This window comes from Mesorhizobium captivum (genome assembly GCF_033977165.1).
GTDB lineage: Bacteria > Pseudomonadota > Alphaproteobacteria > Rhizobiales > Rhizobiaceae > Mesorhizobium > Mesorhizobium captivum.
The window spans coordinates 76,331-95,189 of record NZ_JAVIJB010000001.1; the positions used below are offsets into that span (position 1 = coordinate 76,331).

Sequence of the window (18,859 nt, forward strand, 5' to 3'; positions counted from 1 at the left end):
AACGACCATAGCCATTGTGCCTCCGCGGCGGGTTGCACCGCGAATTGTGGCGGCTGATAGCAGAATCAGGCCGTGCTGTCCACCGTTGATTACAGGAAACCGCGATCAGAAGCCGGAGCGCGCCGCGCCTTGCCGGTCTGAGCCCTAAGCCGTCGCCAGATGCAGGCGGGCGAAATCCTCGAAGAACTCGCCGTAATCGCAAGTGATTTCCTCACCGGCCGCGATATCACGAATGGCGGTCGCGCCGCCATATTGCGAGAAATCCGTGTTCGGTCGTTCCGAATGATTCATGAAACGGCCGTTATCGACCTCATAGACCATGAAACCGGGCTTGTCGGGACTCGGATAGGCGTAGCGGTCGAGCAGTTCCTTGAGATGCGGCGGCGCCGTCTCGTATTTCTCCATCGGGATCAGCCGATCGAAATCGGGATCGAGCCGCCAGATCGAGGCGCCCTTCCTGATCGGCTCGGCCGCGAAAACACCAACGCCTTCGATGGCGCTCTGGGCGACGTAGGTTCTGATCAGCAGCATGGTTCCGGTCCGTCCTCCACGAGGAAAACGGAATCGTCAAATCGGGCCGGAATGCAAGGCCGGATCGCAATATTTCAGCGGTTGAGCACATCTGCCCACGGCCAACCGGATCACGTCCGGTTGATCGACACGCCGCCATCGGCAAACAGCGCCGTGCCGGTGGTGAAGCTCGAGGCGTCCGAGGCGAGGTAGAGCGCCGAACGGGCGATCTCTTCGGGCCTGGCCATGCGTTTCAGCGCGTGGATGCCTTCGACGAAGGCGCGAGCCTCCGGGGTGGTTGTCGTTGCGCCGGGCGTGTCCGTGCCGCCCGGCAGCAGCGCGTTGACGCGCAGACCTCTCGGACCGTATTCAGCGGCCAGCACCTGCGTCAGTCCGATCAGGCCGGCCTTGGCCGCGGCATAAGCCGCCATGCCCGGCATGCCGGCGGTATAGCCGACGAAGCTCGAGGTGAAGATCAGCGAACCGCCGCCGCGCTCCAGCATCGCCGGGATCTGGTGCCTGGTGGCGAGGTAGGCACTGGTCAGGTTCGTGTCGATGGTCTCGTGCCAAGTCGCCGGCGCCATGTCCGGCACCGGTCCCATCGCGCCGACGGCGCCGGCATTGTTGAAGGCGATGTCGAGGCCGCCGAACTTTTCGACGGCAAGCTCGACCAGAGCCTTCGCATAGGCTTCGTCCCGGACGTCCCCGGCAAGCGCGGCCGCGCTGCCGCCAGCCTCTTCGATCTCGGCGACGAGCGCGTCGAGTTCAGCTTGGCGGCGTGCTGCGACGGCAAGGCAGGCGCCGTGCTCGGCGAACAGTTTCGCGGTGGCACGGCCGATGCCGGAGCTGGCGCCAGTGACGATGGCGACCTTGCCTGTGAGTGCGAACATTTTCGTCATCCTTCCTCTGTGCCGGGCTTGCCGGCGGTTGGATGCTTGGTCGCAAATCGTCATGGTAGCGGCCACCCGAAACCCGCAAAGACCGCTGTTGCCCTACTGCCGCAACAGCCAACCCAGTCGGTCCAGTGAGAAGGCGTAGCTGAGGGCAATCAGCAGAGCCATGACAATGCCCGCGACCGCATGACCGGCCAGACAGAATCCAATGGCACCGCCGAACAGTATGATAAGTTCGAGCACCAGCCTGACGGCGCCTGGCACCGGCACCGGGGCCCGGCCCGATCGGCTCGGATCATTGAGCACGGCGAAGGTGCCCCACAATACGGCCGCGACGAGTGGCAAGGCCAGGGCGAGAATCCAGCGCCAGAACTCGGCCGGAAAGCTCCAGCCGGCCATGCCTAGGCCAAGCAACGCAGAAAGCTCGAGCAGAAAGCGCAGGGTCAGATTCCACCAGGCGTTACCCATCATCATCCTCTTGCGTCACGCGACAAGAGTGTCGCCGAAGACAGCCACGGAAGCCAGATCGGATGTATCATTTTGACTGCGGCGCAAAACGGCAAGCGCCGTCGCAAACAGCGCAAGGATGGCAGCGCGGTTTCGCTAGTGATACACCTCGCGTGACGGGAGAGGCCCGGACGACATCCGCGATTTTTGGCGCGAGGCTATAACGTGAAGAAATACTCGGTATTCGCCATTGCCCGCGAGGCGATGCGCGGCCACAAGGGCTGGGAAGAACAGTGGACCTCGCCCGAGCCGAAGAAGGAATACGACGTCATCATCGTCGGCGCCGGCGGCCACGGCCTGGCGACGGCCTATTACCTAGCGAGCGAGCACGGCATCACCAATGTCGCGGTGCTGGAAAAGGGCTGGCTCGGCGGCGGCAACACCGGCCGCAACACCACCATCATCCGCTCCAACTATCTCTATGACGAGAGCGCCGGTATCTACGATCATGCGCTGAAGCTGTGGGACGGGCTCAGCCAGGAGCTCAACTACAACGTCATGTATTCGGCGCGCGGCGTCATGATGCTCGCCCACAACGTCCACGACGTCCAGGTGCTGAAGCGCCACGTCCACGCCAATCGCTTGAACGGCATCGACAATGAATGGCTGACGCCGGAACAGGCGAAGGAATTCTGTCCGCCGCTCAACATCGCCAGGGAGGCGCGCTATCCAGTGATGGGCGCAGCACTTCAGCGCCGGGGCGGCACGGCGCGCCACGATGCGGTCGCCTGGGGTTATGCGCGCGGCGCCTCGGCGCGCGGCGTGCATATCATCCAGAACTGCGAGGTCACCGGCATCAAGCGCGCGGCCAATGGCGCGGTCGCCGGCGTCGAGACGTCGCGCGGCTTCATCGGCGCCAAGAAGGTCGGCGTGGTCGCGGCCGGCCATTCCTCCGTCATCATGGACATGGCCGGCGTGCGCATGCCGCTGGAGAGCTATCCGCTGCAGGCGCTGGTGTCGGAGCCGGTCAAGCCGGTGGTGCCCTGCGTGGTGATGTCGAACACCGTGCATGCCTATATCTCGCAGTCCGACAAGGGCGAACTGGTCATCGGCGCCGGCACCGACCAGTATATCTCCTACTCGCAGACCGGCGGCCTGCACATATTGCAGCACACGCTCGACGCCATCTGCGAGATGTTCCCGATCTTCACCCGCATGAAGATGCTGCGCTCCTGGGGCGGCATCGTCGACGTCACGCCAGACCGCTCGCCGATCCTGGCCAAGACACCGGTCAAGGGCCTCTACGTCAATTGCGGCTGGGGCACGGGCGGCTTCAAGGCGACACCCGGCTCGGGCAACGTCTTTGCCCACACCATCGCCAGGGACGACCCGCACCCGATCAACGCGCCCTTCACCCTCGAGCGCTTCCGCACCGGCCGTCTCATCGACGAAGCGGCCGCAGCCGCGGTGGCGCATTGATGATGGCCGAGATGGCCTGCCAGAGGCTTTGCGATCAACCCGCCGGCGCGCGCGTCGGCCATGGCGAATTGTAGGATCAACCCAGATGCTTCTCATCCGCTGTCCCTATTGCGAGGAAGAGCGCCCGGAACTCGAGTTCCGCAATGCCGGCGAGGCGCATATCGCGCGCCCGACCAACATTGCCGCCGAGAGCGACGACGATTTCGAGAAATTCTTCTTCATCCGCTCGAACCCGAAAGGCGTCATTTATGAGCGCTGGCGGCATATCCATGGCTGCGCGCGCTTCTTCAACGCCATGCGCGACACCGTCACCGACAAGTTCGTCATGACCTACAAGGCCGGCGAGCCGAAGCCCGCGAAGTTGCCTGGAGCCTCGAAATGAACGCCGCCTTCCGCATCTCCGGCGCCGGGCGCCTGAAGCAGGCCAAGACCGCCTCCTTCAGCTTCGACGGCAAGTCGTATATCGGCATCGAAGGCGATACGCTCGCCTCGGCGCTGCTTGCCAATGGCGTGCATCTGGTCGGCCGTTCCTTCAAATACCACCGCCCGCGCGGCTTCCTGTCGGCCGGCGCGGAAGAGCCCAACGCGCTGGTTCAGGTCGTGCGCGACGACGCGCGCAAGACGCCGAATGTGCGGGCGACCGTGCAGGAGCTCTATGACGGCCTCACTGCCCATTCGCAGAACCGCTGGCCCTCGCTTGCCTTCGACGTCGGCGCGGTCAACGACATTGCCTCGCCGCTATTTTCGGCCGGCTTCTACTACAAGACCTTCATGTGGCCGAAGTCGGCCTGGAAGAACCTCTACGAGCCGAAGATCCGCGCCGCGGCCGGCCTCGGCGTTTCTCCCGATCGGCCGGACCCCGACCATTATGCCGCGCGCTATGCGCATTGCGAGGTGCTGGTGCTGGGCGGCGGTGCCGCCGGCATCGCCGCTGCTCTCGCCGCGGCCGAGACCGGTGTGCGGGTCATCATCGCCGACGAGCAGGCCGAGTTCGGCGGCAGCCTGCGCTTCGAGAGCGGCGCCAAAATCGACGGCGAGAATGGCTATCCCTGGGCTCAAGGCGCGATCGCCAGGCTCAAGACCATGGACAATGTCCGCGTGCTCCCCCGCACGACTGCTTTTGGGTATTACGCGCAGAACTTCGTCGGGCTTGTCGAGCGGGTCAGCGACCATCTCAAGAGCCCCGGCCGCGAGCTGGCGCGCGAGCGCCTGTGGCAGATCCGCGCCAGCCGAGTCGTGCTGGCGACCGGCGCCATCGAGCGCCACATGGTGTTCGCCAACAATGACCGTCCGGGCGTCATGCTTGCGTCGGCCGCGCGCACCTACCTCAACCACTATGGCGTCGCGGTCGGCAGGAATGTCGGCGTCTACACGGCGAACGACTCGGCTTACGCGGCCGCGATCGACCTGAAGAAGGCCGGCGTCAATGTCGCGGCAATAGTCGACCTGCGCGACAACCCGTCCGGCCCGGTGATCGACGAGGCGAGAAGCCTCGGCATCGAGATCAATTTCGGCCGCGCCGTAGTCCGCGCCGGCGGCAAGCTGCGCGTCTCGTCGATGACCGTGCAGCCGAAGACCGGCGGCGGCGAGCGCACGATTCCCGTCGACGCCATCCTGATGTCGGCGGGCTGGACGCCGTCGGTGCATCTCTTCTCGCAGTCGCGCGGCAAGGTCGCCTTCAACGAAGAGACGCGGCGCTTCGTGCCGGGGACCTACGCGCAGGACTGCGTGTCGGTCGGCGCCTGCAACGGCACGGACGGGCTCTCCGCGACGATCGACGAGGCCTATGCGGCCGGCGCCAAGGCGGCGAAGGAAGCCGGCGGCAAGGGCGGCAAGGGTGCCAAGCCGAAGGTCGACGCCAGCGAAAGCTGGTCGCGCGGCATGCTGGGCGCCGCGCCCGGCGCCGGACCGGACACCACCGTCAAGGCGTTCGTCGATTTCCAGAACGACGTCACTGCCAAGGACATCCGTCAGGCGGTGCATGAAGGCATGCACTCGATCGAGCACGTCAAGCGCTTCACCACCAACGGCATGGCGACCGACCAGGGCAAGACCTCGAACATGCACGGCCTGGCGATTGCGGCCGAGACGCTCGGCAAGCCGATCCCGCAGGTCGGCCTCACCACTTTTCGCGCGCCCTACACGCCTGTCACCTTCGGCTCGATCGTCGGACACGCGCGCGGCGCGCTGTTCGATCCGACCCGCAGGACGGCGACCCATGGCTGGGCAGCCACCCAAGGTGCTGTGTTCGAGGATGTCGGCCAGTGGAAGCGCGCCTGGTATTTCCCCAAGGCCGGCGAGGACATGCATGCCGCCGTCAACCGCGAATGCGTGACGGTGCGCAAAACGGCCGGCCTGTTCGACGCCTCGACGCTCGGCAAGATCGAGGTGGTCGGGCCTGACGCGGCGAAGTTCATGGAGCTGCTCTACACCAACCCGTGGGAGAAATTGGAGCCCGGCCGCTGCCGCTACGGCATCATGCTGCGCGAGGACGGCTTCATCTATGACGATGGCGTGGTCGGCAGGCTGGCGCCGGACCGCTTCCATGTGACGACGACGACAGGCGGCGCGCCGCGCGTCATGCACCACATGGAGGATTACCTCCAGACCGAGTTCCCGCATCTCAATGTCTGGCTGACCTCGATCACCGAGCAATGGGCGGTCATTGCCGTGCAAGGCCCGAGCGCGCGGAAGATTATCGAACCCTTGGTCGAAGGCATCGATATGTCGGACGAGGCGATGCCGCATATGTCGGTGCGCGAGGGCAAGATCTGCGGCGTGCCGACGAGGCTGTTCCGCATGTCCTTCACCGGCGAGCGCGGCTTCGAAGTCAATGTGCCGGCCGATTATGGCGAGGCGGTCTGGGAAGCGCTGTGGGCCGAAGGCCAGAAGCATGGCGCGACCGCTTACGGCACCGAGTCCATGCACGTGCTGCGCGCCGAGAAGGGCTACATCATCGTCGGCCAGGACACCGACGGCACGGTGACGCCGAACGATGCTGGGCTCGACTGGGCGGTCGGCAAGAAGAAGACCGACTTCGTCGGCATCCGCGGCATGGCGCGGGCGGACCTCGTCGCCAAGGGCCGCAAGCAACTCGTCGGCCTGAAGACCAAGGACCCGAAGGTCGTGCTGGAAGAGGGCGCGCAGATCGTCGACGACCCGAAGCAGGCGATCCCGATGAAGATGATCGGCCACGTCACCTCCAGCTACTGGTCGCAGAATTGCGGGCGCTCGATCGCGCTGGCGCTGGTTGCCGGCGGCCGCGACCGCATGGGTAAGACGCTCTACGTACCGATGTCGAACGGTACGATCGAGGTAGAGGTCACCGGCATGGTGTTCGTCGACGAGAAGGGGGAGCGCCTCAATGGCTAAGGCTGCCACCAAGACAAAAGCCGCTGTTGGTTCAGCTTCCGTCGAGCGGCGTCCGGCGCTTGCCGGTCGCGCGCTGTCGGCGCCGGGCGTCAAGGTCGAGATCCTGCCTCCGGCCGAACGCATCTCGCTGCGCGCGCCGCAGGCTTCTGTCGCCGCGCTCTCCAAGGCGCTCGGCGTGACGCTGCCGGCGAAGCCGAAAACCTCGGCCACGAAGGGCGAGCGCACCGCTCTGTGGCTCGGGCCGGACGAGTGGCTGATCATCGACGAGGCCGGCAAGGATCCGCTGGCCGATTGCGCCAAGGTGTCGGCGCTGCACTCGGCGGTCGGCATCTCGCATCGCAATGTCGCGATCTCGGTCGCCGGGCCGGCGGCCGCGGTGACAGTCAATTCGGGCTGCCCGCAGGACCTGTCGCTCGAAGCATTCCCGGTCGGAGCGGCTTCGCGCACCATCCTCGGCAAGTCCGAGATCGTGCTGTTGCGCACCGCGGCGGACGCGTTCCGGGTGGAGTGCTGGCGTTCCTTCTCGGACTATGTCTTTACTTTGCTGTCGGAAGCGGCAGGCGACGCGGCGAACTGATTTTCCTGACCGTCGTTAACTGGAGGCGGCGTCGCAGGAACCATCGCCGATCCGTCCCCGTTGTTTGCGACTAGCGAGGGAGAAGGCCGATGCTATCCAAATCAGCGCCGAAGTCGCCCAAGAAGACCGCGGCAGTCCGTTCACTGGAGCGGGAGCAGCATCACGACATCGAGGATGAGGAACTTGAGGAAGGCCTCGAGGACACATTCCCAGCCAGCGATCCGGTTTCGATCACCAGCACTTCGATTACGGGCGCGCCTGCGAAGCCGGCCAAAGCCAAGACAGTGTCGCGACAGAAACCGCGCAAGAAATAATTCCGTTCACTTCGGGCGCTCGGGAGCGCCGGCATAAACGAAAACGGGCGGCCAAATGCCGCCCGTTTTCGTTTCCGATTTTGCAGTGCTCAGAGGCCGGGCACGAACCACGGGTTCACGTCGATGCCGAGCCGCGGGCCCTTGGTGCTCTGGGTCTTGCTGGCGTCGGCCTTTTCGACCGAACCGGTCGCCGTGCAGTCGAGCGTCACATTGGTGTGGGTCTGAGCGCAGGCCGCGGGAGCGTGCTTGGCCGGCTGGTTCGCGCCGGCGAAAGCGACGCCCGATAAGGCCAGCACGGTGGCGAGAGCGAGGATTGTCTTTTTCATCTTCCGTCTCCAGTAAATCTCTTTTCGTACATGTACGATACGACGTACATATACGGTTAACGGAAGCTGAATTCAAGGGGGAATTTGTACGCGTACGACAAATTTTCTTGAACGTAGGAGTTAACCGTCGCGAATCAAGCGATAGGCGTCCATTGAAATAGGCGCGACAGCCGGTCAGCAGTGGACGGGTGTTTCGGTGAGGGGAGGGATGTCCTGCGCCGACAGGGAGGCCAGCATGAAGTCGCACATCCGCTTCACATAGGCCTGGGGGTCGCCGAACGGATAGAAGGGAAAGGTGATCAGCAGCGAGATCGTGCCGTGGCCGACCGTCCACAGCATGGTGGCGATGGCACGCGGGTCGCCCTTGAGCTTGCCGGCAGCGACGCAGGCCTCGACCCTTTTGATCAGCACCTTCATCGCCGGATTGCCCTCTTCCATCTCCTCGTAGCTGCGGCCTTCCGGCAGCTTGGTCTTCTCGGTCATGAACACGGTGCGATATTCATTGGGGTTGCCGAGCCCGAAGGCGGCATATTCGGTCATCACCGCCCGCAGCGCCTCGATCGGGTCATCGGCGGGATGCTCCTCGATGCGCCGGGCAAGCGTCTCGAAGGCGTCCTCGGCCAGCGCGAACAGGATGTCCTGCTTGTCGGCGAAATAGGAATAGACCGACATCGGCGCGTAGCCGACCCGCTTGGCCAGCTTGCGGATGGTGAGCCCTTCGTAGCCCTCTTCCTGGACGAGCTTGTGGGCCGCGTCGACCAATTCGGAACGAAGCTCGGCCTTTTGTTTCTCGCGGCGTTTCTGAACGCTCAGCGGCAATATCCGCCTGCCTTTATGGTTGGTTGCCTGACGAAATTATATACGCTGTACGGAAACGGACAAGGGAGCTGCCTGGTTCCCTAACGTCTGCCTTAACTCCTTGTTCTGACGCAATTCCCTGACGGAAAGCCGTTGCGCACTTGTCCCGGAACTGCGCTAGATCGCGCCGATGCCGCCGTCGAGCGCCAGCGCGTGGCCGGTCATGAAGGAGTTGCCAGGGTCTGCGAGATAAAGGATGCCGGTCACGATCTCGTCGACCTCGCCGACCCGCTTCATCGGCACGCCGCGGGTGAGCTCCGCGAGCGCGTCTGCTTCCGGCGCTCCGGTGGAGCGCACGAAGCCGTCGACCATCGCCGTCCTGGTATGGGCGGGACAAACGGCGTTGATGCGTATCCCTTTGCTGGCATATTCGACCGCCGCCGACCGTGTCAGTCCCATCACGCCATGCTTGGCGGCAGCGTAGACGGACAGCTTCGGCGCGCCGGAGAGACCGGCGACCGAGGCGACGTTGACGATGGCGCCGCCCTTGCCGCTTTCCCTGAACTGGCGCTCCATCTGCGGGATCTGGTGCTTCATGGCGTAGAAGACGCCGAGCAGATCGACCTCGAGCACCCGGCGCGCTTCCTGCGATGTCACCTGCGGCAATCGCACGAAGGCGTGCACGATCCCGGCATTGTTGACGGCAATGTCCAGCCGGCCGAATTTTTGCACCGCCAGCTTCACCAGATCCTCCGAGAGCTTTTCGTCGGCAATGTTGCCGGCAAGAAGCGCGGTCTCGGCGCCTAGCGTCGCCGCGAAATCGCCGAGCGCCGCTTCGTCGAGATCGGAAAGGACCAGCCGCGCGCCCTCAGTGGCGAAGGCCTTGGCCGCGCCGCTGCCGAGCCCGCCGGTCGCACCGGTTATCAGCACCGTGGCTCCATCGAAACGGCCCATTGCTCAACTCTCCCCGTATTCAAGTCCTGTCGATCAGGTCCACCGCAAGCGCGGCGAGCAGCTTCACCGCCTCGCCATAGGTCCTGGCCTTTTCCGGATTGGAGGCGTTGCCGTCCAGCGCGCGGCGGTAGACACCCTGGCAGATCGCCGCCAGCCGGAAGAAGGAGAAGGCGAGGAAGAAGGTCCAGTTGCCGATACCCTCGATCCGGCGCCTGCGGCAATAGGTGGCGACATAGGCTTCTTCGGAAGGCAGGCCGAGCCCGGCACGATCGACGCCGCCGAGGCCGCGAAAGCCGGAAGCATGCGGCAGCCGCCACTGCATGCACTGATAGGCAAGGTCGGCAAAGGGATGGCCGAGCGTCGATAGCTCCCAGTCGAGCACGGCGATCACTCGCGGCTCGTCCTTGGCGAAAATCATGTTGTCCAGCCGGTAGTCGCCATGCACCAGCGAGACCCGGCCGTCATCGGCCGGCATGTGCGTCTCCAGCCACGCAATCAGCCGATCCATGGCAGCGATCTCTTCCGTTTCGGAGGCGCGATACTGGCTGGTCCAGCGGGCGAACTGGCGCTCGAAATAGCTGCCGGGCTTGCCGAAATCGCTTAAGCCCACGGCCTCGACATCGACGTCGTGCAATGCGGTAAGCGTCGCATTCATGGCGTCGTAGATCGCGGCGCGTTCGTCATTGCCGGACGCGTCCGGCAATGACGGATCCCAGAAGATGCGGCCGTCGAGGAACTCCATGACGTAGAACATGCGGCCGATCGGGGAATCCTCGCCCGAAAGATGCAGCATGCGCGGCACCGGCACGGCGGTCGCGCCAAGCGCCTGCATGACCCGGAATTCGCGATCGACCTGGTGCGCGGATTTCAGCAATTGTCCCGGCGGCTTGGCGCGCAGCACGTAGCGGCCGCCGGCGGCGGTCAGCAGATAGGTCGGGTTCGATTGCCCGGATTTGAATTTCTCGATCGCGGAAAGGCCGGCAAAACCCGGGATATTCGCTTCGAGATATGGCGCAAGCGCTGCCCGATCTAGCGCGTTGGCATCGTCGTTCATGCGGTCTCTGGCTGGCGCTCGATCAGCGTCAGGGTCAGCCAGCGCGCGGTCAGCGCCGGCTTTTTCGATCCTTCGATCTCGATAGTCACGTCATGCGCCGTCTGCACCCAGCCGGACGGCCGCACCTTGACATCGGCCAGCACAAAATGGGTGCGGATGCGCGAGCCCGTCTTGACCGGCGCCAGGAAACGCAGCGTGTCGAAGCCATGATTGACGCCCATCTTGGTGTTTTCGATCGGCGGCATGGTCTCGAAAGTCATCGCCGACAAAAGCGACAGCGACAGAAAACCATGCGCGATGGTGCCGCCGAACGGCGTTTCGCGCGCGGCACGCTCGGGATCGCAATGGATGAACTGGTGGTCGTCGGTGGCGTCGGCGAACTGGTCGATCATGCGCTGCGTGACCGTGCGCCAGGGCGACACGCCGACTTCCTTGCCGACGCTGGCCAGAAGCGTATCGAGACTAATCGGTTCCACGCTGATGTCCTCCGCACCCCCGCCCGGACCGCGATTGCTTGAACCGGACGCCTTATTCCTTGAACAATGTCATCCCGTGCTGCACCGACTGGCCGCCGTCGATCGGCAGGATGGCGCCGGTGACATAGCTTCCGGCACGGCTGCACAAATAGAGCGTTGCGCCGGCAATGTCATCCGGTCCGCCGATACGGCCCAGTGGAACGTGGTTACCGACATGTTTCGCCTGCTCCTCGGTGGCGGTGGCAAACGCCGTCATCCGGCTCTGGAAGGGGCCGGGCGCAAAGGCGTTGACGGTGATGCGGCGCCCCGCGAACTCGATCGCCAACGTGCGCGTAAGGTGATGCACGGCGGCTTTCGAGGCCGTGTAGGAATAGGCATCGTCGGCCAGCGGCTGGGTGCCCATCACCGAGCCCAGATTGATCACGCGGGCAGGATCCTCGTCGCTTGCGGCGGCATCGAGCAGCGGCAAAAGTTCCCGCGTCAGGTGGAAGACGGCGGTGACGTTGACGCCGAAGACCTTCGCCCAGGCGTGGTAGGGGAATTCCTCCAGCGGCGCCCCCCAGGAAATGCCGGCATTGTTGACCAGGACATGCAGCCGGTCCGTCCGCACTTTCACCTCGGCGACCAGAGCTGCGATACCTGTTTCACTGGACACGTCGCCGGCAAAGCCTTCGGCCCGGCCGGCGCCGCCCTGCGCATTGAGCTCGCTGGCGACCCGGACGCAGTCCTCGCCCTTGCGCGAGGCGATCATCACGGTGGCGCCGGCCCGCACCAGCGCGGTCGCGGCCATGCGGCCGATGCCGGTTGCGGCACCGGTCACCAGCGCGGTCTTGCCGGCGACCGAGAACAGCTTGTCGAGATAGCTCATCCAAATTCCTCCCACGTGCCTCGTCCCGGCCGGAACCGAAGGACTCGCGTTGACAAGGCTAGCCGAAGTACGGTCATCCTTGCCACGGGTAAAGATGCATCTGCGAAAGGGCCTGAACCGATGGCGGACATGAATCTCGGCATGACCGAGCGGCTGAAGCCGATCCATCAGCGCGTGGCCGCGATGGTGCGCGACGAGATCGCGCCGCTCGGCGAGGAGTTTCTGGCCGAGGTCGGCAAGAACGGCGACCGCTGGGCCTACACGGCGAGGCAGACCGAGATCCTGGAAGGGCTGAAGCAGACGGCGCGCAAGCGCGGCCTGTGGAATTTCTGGCTGACCGATTCCAAGCGCGGCTACGGCCTGTCGACGGTCGAATACGCCTATCTGGCGGAGGAGATGGGCAAGGCGCATCTCGGCGCCGAGACCTTCAACTGCTCGGCGCCCGACACCGGCAACATGGAAGTGCTGGAGCGCTACGGCTCGGAGGAGCATAAGCAGGAATGGCTCGAGCCGCTGCTCGAAGGAAAAATCCGCTCGGCCTATCTGATGACCGAACCGGACGTCGCCTCATCGGATGCCACAAACATCTCGATGCGCTGCGAGCGGAGCGGCGAGGATTATGTGCTCAACGGCGAGAAATGGTGGGCGTCGGGCGCCGGCGATCCGCGCTGCGCAATCTATATCGTCATGGTCAGGACCGGGTCTGACGACGAGCCGCAGCATCGCCGGCATTCGATGATCCTGGTGCCGGCGCACAGCAAGGGCATCACCAAGTTACGGCCGATGCAGGTCTATGGCGACGACGACGCGCCGCACGGTCATATGCATCTGAGGTTCGAGGACGTGCGGGTACCGGCGGCAAACCTGATCCTCGGCGAGGGCAGGGGGTTCGAGATCGCGCAAGGGAGGCTGGGGGCCGGCCGCATCCATCACTGCATGCGCGCCATCGGGCAGGCCGAGATGGCACTGGAGATGCTGTGCCAGCGCTCGGTGCGGCGCGAGGCCTTCGGCCAGTCGCTGGCCAAGCTCGGCGCCAATTTCGACATCATTGCCGAGTGCCGCATGGAGATCGAGATGGCCAGGCTGCTCTGCCTCAAGGCGGCGTGGATGATCGACCAGGGCGATGCGCGCGCCGCCGCGCCCTGGATCAGCCAGATCAAGGTCGTGGCACCCCGCGTCGCGCTCAAGGTCACCGACGAGGCGGTGCAGATGTTCGGCGCGCAAGGCATCAGCCAGGACACGCCGCTCGCCCGCTCGTGGACGCATTTGAGAACGCTGCGGCTTGCCGACGGGCCGGACGCCGTGCACCGGCGGCAGGTGGCCCGCAGCGAGCTTAGGAAATACACGCAGGAAAGGGTGTGATCGTCATGGCGCTTCCGTCGGAAATGAAGGCCTTGCTGCTTGTCGGCGACGGCTACACCAAAACGCCTTCGGCCGGCGCTTTGGAGGCGATGGAGCCTTATCTTCGGCCGGGCAGCATCGCCGTGCCGGCACCCGGTCCGACGCAGGCGCTGATCAAGGTCAGCCTTGCCTCGATCAACCCTTCCGACATCGCTTTTATCAAGGGACAATACGGCCAGCCGCGTGTGAAGGGCCAGCCCGCAGGCTTCGAGGGCGTCGGCATCGTTGTCGCTACCGGCGACGACCCGTATGCAAGGAGCCTCGAAGGAAAACGCGTCGCCTTTGCCACCGGTGTGTCGAACTGGGGTTCGTGGGCCGACTATGCGGTGGCGGAGGCCGCGTCCTGCATTCCGCTGCTCGACACGGTGCGCGACGAGGACGCCGCGGCGATGATCGTCAATCCGCTGACCGCGCTCGCCATGTTCGACATCGTCAAGCAGGAGAGCGACAAGGCCTTCATCATGACCGCCGGCGCCAGCCAGCTCTGCAAGCTGATCATCGGCCTGGCGAAGGAGGACGGTTTCCGCCCGATCGTCACCGTGCGCCGCGACGAACAGATCCCTCTGCTGAAGGAGCTCGGGGCCGCCCATGTGCTCAACGAGAAGGCGGCGGATTTCGAGGCCAAGCTGCGCGAGGCGATCAAGGCCGAGCAGCCGCGGATCTTCCTCGATGCAGTGACCGGCCCGTTGGCCTCGGCCATCTTCAATAACATGCCGAAGCGCTCGCGCTGGATCGTCTACGGCCGGCTCGACGCCGAGCCGACGGTGATCCGCGAGCCCGGCCAGCTGATCTTCCAGCACAAGCGCATCGAAGGTTTTTGGCTGGCCGAATGGATGCGTGCTTATCGCGACCGGATGGGGCCGGCGGTGCTGGAAGCGCAAAAGCGCTTTTCCGACGGGCGCTGGTCGACCGACGTGACGGCGGTGGTGCCGCTGGACGAGGCGATGGCGCGGCTGCCGGCCGAGTTGGCCAAGCCGAACGGCAAGGTGTTTATCAAGCCGTAAGCGCTACTCCGCCGGCTCGAGATTGGCGTAGGCGGCTTCCTCGAGCTCGCGCTTCAGCCGTGCCTCCTCATGCGCCTTGGGCGTGACGAAGCGGCCGAGCAGAAGGTAGGCGACAGGGGTCAGGAACAGCGTCGAGACGGTGGCCAGCCCGAGGCCGCCGACGATCACCCAGCCGAGAGCGATGCGCGCCTCGGCGCCGGCGCCCGATGCCAGCACCAGCGGCACGCCGCCGAGCACGGTGCAGATCATGGTCATCATCACCGGACGAAGGCGAATGGTGGCGGCCTCCTCGATCGCCTGGCGCACGCCAAACCCGCGGTCGCGGAGCTGGTTGGCGAACTCGACGATCAGGATGCCGTTCTTGGCCATGACGCCGACCAAAAGCACCAGACCGATCTGGCTGTAGGCGTTGAGACTGGTGCCGGAGAGCAGCAGCGCAAAGATGGCGCAGGCCAAGCCCAGCGGCACCGTCGCCATGATGATGACGGCGCTGACGAAGCTTTCGAACTGTGCCGCCAGCACCAGAAGGATGATGACCAGCGCGAAGCTGAAGACGGCGATCATGGCGCTGTTGCTTTCGCCGAGCGTCGCCGCTTCGGCGAGCGGCAGGATACGCGCGCCCGGCGGCAGCAGCGGCGTCGCGATCTCCTCGGCGCGGGTCAGCGCTTCACCGAGCGCGAAGCCGTTGCCGAGATTGGCGGTGATCGCGACCGACGGCTGCTGCTGTTCGCGCGTCAAAGACGGCGGCACGGCGCGTTCGGTCAGCGTGGCGATGGTCGACATCGGCACGAAGCGGCCATCCGACGTTTTCAGGAAGATGTTTTCGAGATCGGTCGGATCGTTGATCGGGTTGGTGGTCGAGACCAGCTTCACGCCATAGCTGCGGTCGGCTATGTAGACGTCGACCACATCGTTGCCGTCGAGCATCGCCTGAAGCGTGTCGGCGAGCCCGGTGATGTCGATGCCGAGGTCGGAAGCGCGCTCGCGGTCGATGGCGACGGCAAGCTGCGGCTGCGTCGGATCGACGGAAAGCCGCGGCGTCTGGAAGCGCGGATCCTGGCGCATCTCGTCGACAATCTTCACCGCCGCCTCTTTCAACGCCTTGCGGTCGTTGCCGACCAGCGCGAATTGCAGGCCGTTGCCGGCGCCGCGGATGCCGAGGCTGTTGGGCTGCACGGGGAAAACGCGCACGCTCGGCACCTGCTTGGTCAGGCGGCTGATGTCGGCCATGATCTCCTGCTGGCTGCGGCTGCGCTCGTCCCATGGCGCCAGCGTCATCACCATGAAGCCGCTGTTATAGGAGCCGTTATTGCCTGCATTCTCGAAGGTGCTGCGGATCTCGCCGGAATCGCGCAGCGGCTGGATCAGCCGCTCGATCTTGCGCATCTGCTCGGTCGTGTAGTCGAGGCTGACGCCTTGCGGGGCGTTGATACGCAACAAGACGACGGCACGGTCCTCGGTCGGCGTCAGCTCCTGGCGGATCGTGCCGAACAGCGTGAAGGCGGTGCCGGCGAAGATGAGCGCGACGAGCACCACGATCCAGGGCGCGCCGAGGCAGGCATGAAGGCACCGCTTGTAAAGGCGATGCAATGCGCCGCCGATACGGGCGCCGATGCCACTGCCGCCGTCGTGATGGAGGGAGGCGCTGGAGAGCATGCGCGAGGCAAGCATCGGGCAAAGCGTCAGCGCCACCACGCAGGAGAGCAGCACCGACATCGCCAGCACGAAGCCGAATTCGCGGAACAGGCCGCCGGTCTGTCCCGGCAGGAAGGAGATCGGCACGAAGACCGCGACCAGCGTCAGGGTCGTGGCGACGACGGCGAAGAACACTTCCTGGGTGCCGAGCACGGCCGCGGCGCGGGGACCCATGCCCTCATTGCGGCGCCGCACGATGTTTTCGAGCACGACGATGGCGTCGTCGACGACCAGGCCTGTCGCCAGCACCAGCGCCAGCAGCGTCAGGATGTTGACGGAAAAGCCGGCGAGATAGATCGCGGCGATGGTGCCGATCATGGCGACAGGCATCGACAGGCCGGGGATCAGCGTCGCGCGCCAGTCGAGCAGGAAGGCATAGATGACGATGAGCACGATCGAGACGGAGAGCACCAGTGCGATCTCGACTTCGTGCACGGCGCCGTTGACGAAGACCGCGTCGTCACTGGTGACTTTGATCGACATGCCTTGCGGCAGGTTCTGCTGCAGCTTCTCGACGGCCGCCCTGACGCCGGTGGAGATATCCAGCGTATTCGATTCCGCCTGGCGGATGATGCCGAGGCCGATGCCGGTCTTGCCGTCGGAGCGCAGCGAGGTCTGGCCGATGTCGGGGCCGAGCGTCACGGTAGCGACGTCGCGGATGCGGGTTGCGCCGCCGATGACGATATTTTCGAATTCCTCCGGCGTGGTGACGTCGGCCGTCGTGCGCACGATGAGGTCCTGGTTGGTCGTCGTGATCGAGCCGGCCGGCGAATCGAAAGCGACCGAAGCGAGCGCTTTGCGCAGATCCGCCACGGTGAAGCCATGGCTCGCCAGCTTGTTCTGGTCGACATCGATGCGGAAGATCTTGTCGCGGTCGCCATAGACCTGGACGTCGGCGACGCCGGGCACGGCGGCGAGCTCATCCTCGATACGATCCTGCACCAGCACCGTCATGTCCTGCACCGACATGGTGTCGGAGGTGACGGCAAGCCGCATCACCGCGTCGGAATTGGCGTCGGCCTTGACGATGCGCGGGGCGTCGGCGGTCTCCGGCAACTGGTTGGTGATACGGCTGACGACGTCGCGCACGTCGGATGCGGCGACATTGAGGTCGACGCCGTCGTTGAACTCGATGGTGACGCGGCTCTGACCGAAGGACGAAGTCGACGAGATCGACTTGACGCCGGAGACGCGCGCGACGGCGCCCTCGATAGCGTCGGTCAGCTCGCGGTCGACGGTTTCGGCGGCGGCGCCCTCGAAGGTGGTGTTGACGGTGATGACGGGGCGGTCGACATCCGGCAGCTCGCGCACCTCGACGCCCCAGAAGGCGGCCAGCCCTGCGACCGCGATCAGCGTGTTCAGCACGAAGGCCGTGACCGGCCTGCGGATGAAGAGCGCCGTCAGGCCCGACCCTGCGGCCGGATCGCCGGCGGCGCTCATGAGCCTTCGGCCCCGGTGGCGCGGTCCTCGCCGGCGATGCGGACGTCGCCGCCTTCGCTGGCGCTCTGGGTGCCTTCGGTCACCACCATGTCGCCGCTTTCGACGGGAGCGTCGATCAGCACGGTCTCGGTGTTGCGCTGGATGATGCGCACCGGCACACGCTTGGCCTTGCCGTTCTCCACAGCCCAGACATAGGCGCCGTCGGTGCCCCACTGGATGGCCAGAGGGCTGACGGCCGGATAGGTGTCGCCGGGGAATTTCATACCGATCTGGAACGACATGCCGGCGCGAAGCGAATCGGCCGGGTTGGCGATGGTCGCCTTGACGAGCAGCGTGCGGCTGTTTTCGTCGATATGGTTGTCTATAGCCGAAACCGTGCCGCTATAGACCTGATTGGGATTGGCAAGCGGCGTGGCCGACAGTTGCGCGCCGACCTTGACCGCGGCGGCGAAGCGTTCAGGAACCCAGAAGTCGACCAGGATGCTCGAGCGATCATCGAGCGTGGCGATCGCCGACTGGCTGGTGACGTAGTTGCCGGCGGCGATGGGCAGGATGCCGACCGTGCCTTCGATCGGCGCCACGATCGAGCGGCGCTCCAGCGCAAGCTCGGCATCGCGCAATGCCAGCTTGGCATTGGCGAGCGCCACCTCGGCATCGGCGACGGCTACCGGCGTCGCGGCGTTGGAGGCCCGCAGCGACTTGACCCGGTCGAGCTTGGCTTGCGCGTCGTCTAGCCCGACCTTGGCACGGTCGCGCGCGATCACTTCGGTTTCGGAATCGAGCATGGCGATGACGTCGCCCTTCTCGACATGGGTGCCGGACCGGACCAGCAATTCGGTAAGGCGGCCGGCGGAATACGGATTGACCGTCACGGTCGCGTTGGCGCGGCCGGTGCCGATCGCCTGCAGCCTGTCGTTGATGGTGGCGGTGCCGGTGGGCGTGGCAACGATGGTCACGATCTGGCCGGCGCGGCTGCGCCCAGCCTGCACGGAGCCATTTGCGGCTCTTTCCGTCGCGGGAGGCGTCGCCGCAATGGCCCAGTCCATTCCCCAGCGCGCCAATACCTCCGGGGCGCCGGAATAGAACCGCGCCCAGGCGACCGCGGCGGCGGCCACGATCACAACGGCAAGTACAATCTGCTTCCAGCTCGGCATCGACACTCCAGCGGCAGGAATCGTCCGCCGGTTCCAAGTGAAGCCAGGCATAGCGACGATACGGGGCTGGGGGCGAAAACCGGCCACGCCACACCCC

The 18,859-nt window shown here is 65.2% G+C and carries 18 protein-coding genes; 7 read left to right on the forward strand and 11 right to left on the reverse strand.

Annotated features, from left to right (window positions below; all coding sequences use genetic code 11):
* Nucleotides 1–144: 144 nt before the first annotated feature.
* The 3 genes from RFM40_RS00370 to RFM40_RS00380 all read right to left on the reverse strand — a co-directional run bounded on the left by RFM40_RS00370 (nt 145) and on the right by RFM40_RS00380 (nt 1,871).
* Nucleotides 145–531, reverse strand: coding sequence for an SET domain-containing protein (locus RFM40_RS00370; protein ID WP_320224733.1), 387 nt, complete (start codon nt 529–531; stop codon nt 145–147).
* A 110-nt stretch (nt 532–641) separates the two neighbouring features.
* A complete protein-coding gene (locus tag RFM40_RS00375; RefSeq protein WP_320224734.1) occupies nt 642–1,400 on the reverse strand; it encodes an SDR family oxidoreductase in 759 nt (252 codons plus the stop codon).
* A gap of 102 nt (nt 1,401–1,502) precedes the next feature.
* Nucleotides 1,503–1,871 carry a DUF2568 domain-containing protein gene (locus RFM40_RS00380; protein ID WP_320224735.1) on the reverse strand — a complete coding sequence of 123 codons (369 nt, stop codon included), beginning with the start codon at nt 1,869–1,871 and terminating at the stop codon, nt 1,503–1,505.
* Between the two features lie 204 nt (nt 1,872–2,075).
* On the opposite strand from RFM40_RS00380, the gene RFM40_RS00385 reads away from it, so the two are divergent.
* The 5 genes from RFM40_RS00385 to RFM40_RS00405 all read left to right on the forward strand — a co-directional run bounded on the left by RFM40_RS00385 (nt 2,076) and on the right by RFM40_RS00405 (nt 7,592).
* On the forward strand, nt 2,076–3,329 hold the full coding sequence (locus RFM40_RS00385; RefSeq protein ID WP_320224736.1) for a sarcosine oxidase subunit beta: 1,254 nt from the start codon (nt 2,076–2,078) through the stop codon (nt 3,327–3,329).
* An 85-nt stretch (nt 3,330–3,414) separates the two neighbouring features.
* Nucleotides 3,415–3,711, forward strand: coding sequence for a sarcosine oxidase subunit delta (locus RFM40_RS00390; protein ID WP_320224737.1), 297 nt, complete (start codon nt 3,415–3,417; stop codon nt 3,709–3,711).
* Nucleotides 3,708–6,701: a sarcosine oxidase subunit alpha gene (locus RFM40_RS00395; protein ID WP_320224738.1), complete on the forward strand. Its 2,994-nt coding sequence runs from the start codon at nt 3,708–3,710 to the stop codon at nt 6,699–6,701. Before RFM40_RS00390 ends, RFM40_RS00395 begins: the two co-directional genes overlap by 4 nt.
* Nucleotides 6,694–7,278 (forward strand): sarcosine oxidase subunit gamma, encoded by a 585-nt coding sequence (locus RFM40_RS00400; protein WP_320224739.1) that lies wholly within the window; start codon nt 6,694–6,696, stop codon nt 7,276–7,278. The genes RFM40_RS00395 and RFM40_RS00400 overlap by 8 nt, the downstream gene beginning before the upstream one ends.
* Before the next feature lie 89 nt (nt 7,279–7,367).
* Complete coding sequence (locus RFM40_RS00405) at nt 7,368–7,592, forward strand: hypothetical protein (RefSeq protein ID WP_320224740.1); 225 nt, start codon at nt 7,368–7,370, stop codon at nt 7,590–7,592.
* Nucleotides 7,593–7,681: 89 nt separating this feature from the next.
* On the opposite strand, the gene RFM40_RS00410 is transcribed toward RFM40_RS00405, so the two are convergent.
* The 6 genes from RFM40_RS00410 to RFM40_RS00435 all read right to left on the reverse strand — a co-directional run bounded on the left by RFM40_RS00410 (nt 7,682) and on the right by RFM40_RS00435 (nt 12,068).
* A complete protein-coding gene (locus RFM40_RS00410; RefSeq protein WP_320224741.1) occupies nt 7,682–7,918 on the reverse strand; it encodes a DUF680 domain-containing protein in 237 nt (78 codons plus the stop codon).
* A gap of 174 nt (nt 7,919–8,092) precedes the next feature.
* Complete coding sequence (locus RFM40_RS00415) at nt 8,093–8,737, reverse strand: TetR/AcrR family transcriptional regulator (protein ID WP_320224742.1); 645 nt, start codon at nt 8,735–8,737, stop codon at nt 8,093–8,095.
* 156 nt (nt 8,738–8,893) lie between these two features.
* Nucleotides 8,894–9,670 (reverse strand): SDR family NAD(P)-dependent oxidoreductase, encoded by a 777-nt coding sequence (locus RFM40_RS00420; RefSeq protein WP_320224743.1) that lies wholly within the window; start codon nt 9,668–9,670, stop codon nt 8,894–8,896.
* A gap of 19 nt (nt 9,671–9,689) precedes the next feature.
* Nucleotides 9,690–10,724 carry a phosphotransferase gene (locus RFM40_RS00425; protein ID WP_320224744.1) on the reverse strand — a complete coding sequence of 345 codons (1,035 nt, stop codon included), beginning with the start codon at nt 10,722–10,724 and terminating at the stop codon, nt 9,690–9,692.
* Entirely contained in the window at nt 10,721–11,206 is a 486-nt protein-coding gene (locus RFM40_RS00430) for a MaoC family dehydratase (RefSeq protein WP_277816115.1), read from the reverse strand. Before RFM40_RS00430 ends, RFM40_RS00425 begins: the two co-directional genes overlap by 4 nt.
* A gap of 46 nt (nt 11,207–11,252) precedes the next feature.
* The gene (locus RFM40_RS00435; RefSeq protein WP_320224745.1) at nt 11,253–12,068 is read right to left on the reverse strand and encodes an SDR family oxidoreductase; all 816 of its coding nucleotides are present in this window, start codon (nt 12,066–12,068) and stop codon (nt 11,253–11,255) included.
* A 120-nt stretch (nt 12,069–12,188) separates the two neighbouring features.
* On the opposite strand from RFM40_RS00435, the gene RFM40_RS00440 reads away from it, so the two are divergent.
* Complete coding sequence (locus RFM40_RS00440; protein WP_320224746.1) at nt 12,189–13,430, forward strand: acyl-CoA dehydrogenase family protein; 1,242 nt, start codon at nt 12,189–12,191, stop codon at nt 13,428–13,430.
* A gap of 5 nt (nt 13,431–13,435) precedes the next feature.
* Complete coding sequence (locus tag RFM40_RS00445; RefSeq protein ID WP_320224747.1) at nt 13,436–14,473, forward strand: zinc-binding dehydrogenase; 1,038 nt, start codon at nt 13,436–13,438, stop codon at nt 14,471–14,473.
* A 3-nt stretch (nt 14,474–14,476) separates the two neighbouring features.
* Here RFM40_RS00445 and RFM40_RS00450 read toward each other — a convergent pair whose 3' ends face one another.
* Complete coding sequence (locus tag RFM40_RS00450; protein ID WP_320276959.1) at nt 14,477–17,608, reverse strand: efflux RND transporter permease subunit; 3,132 nt, start codon at nt 17,606–17,608, stop codon at nt 14,477–14,479.
* Entirely contained in the window at nt 17,605–18,762 is a 1,158-nt protein-coding gene (locus RFM40_RS00455; protein ID WP_320224749.1) for an efflux RND transporter periplasmic adaptor subunit, read from the reverse strand. Before RFM40_RS00455 ends, RFM40_RS00450 begins: the two co-directional genes overlap by 4 nt.
* Between the last annotated feature and the right edge of the window lie 97 nt (nt 18,763–18,859).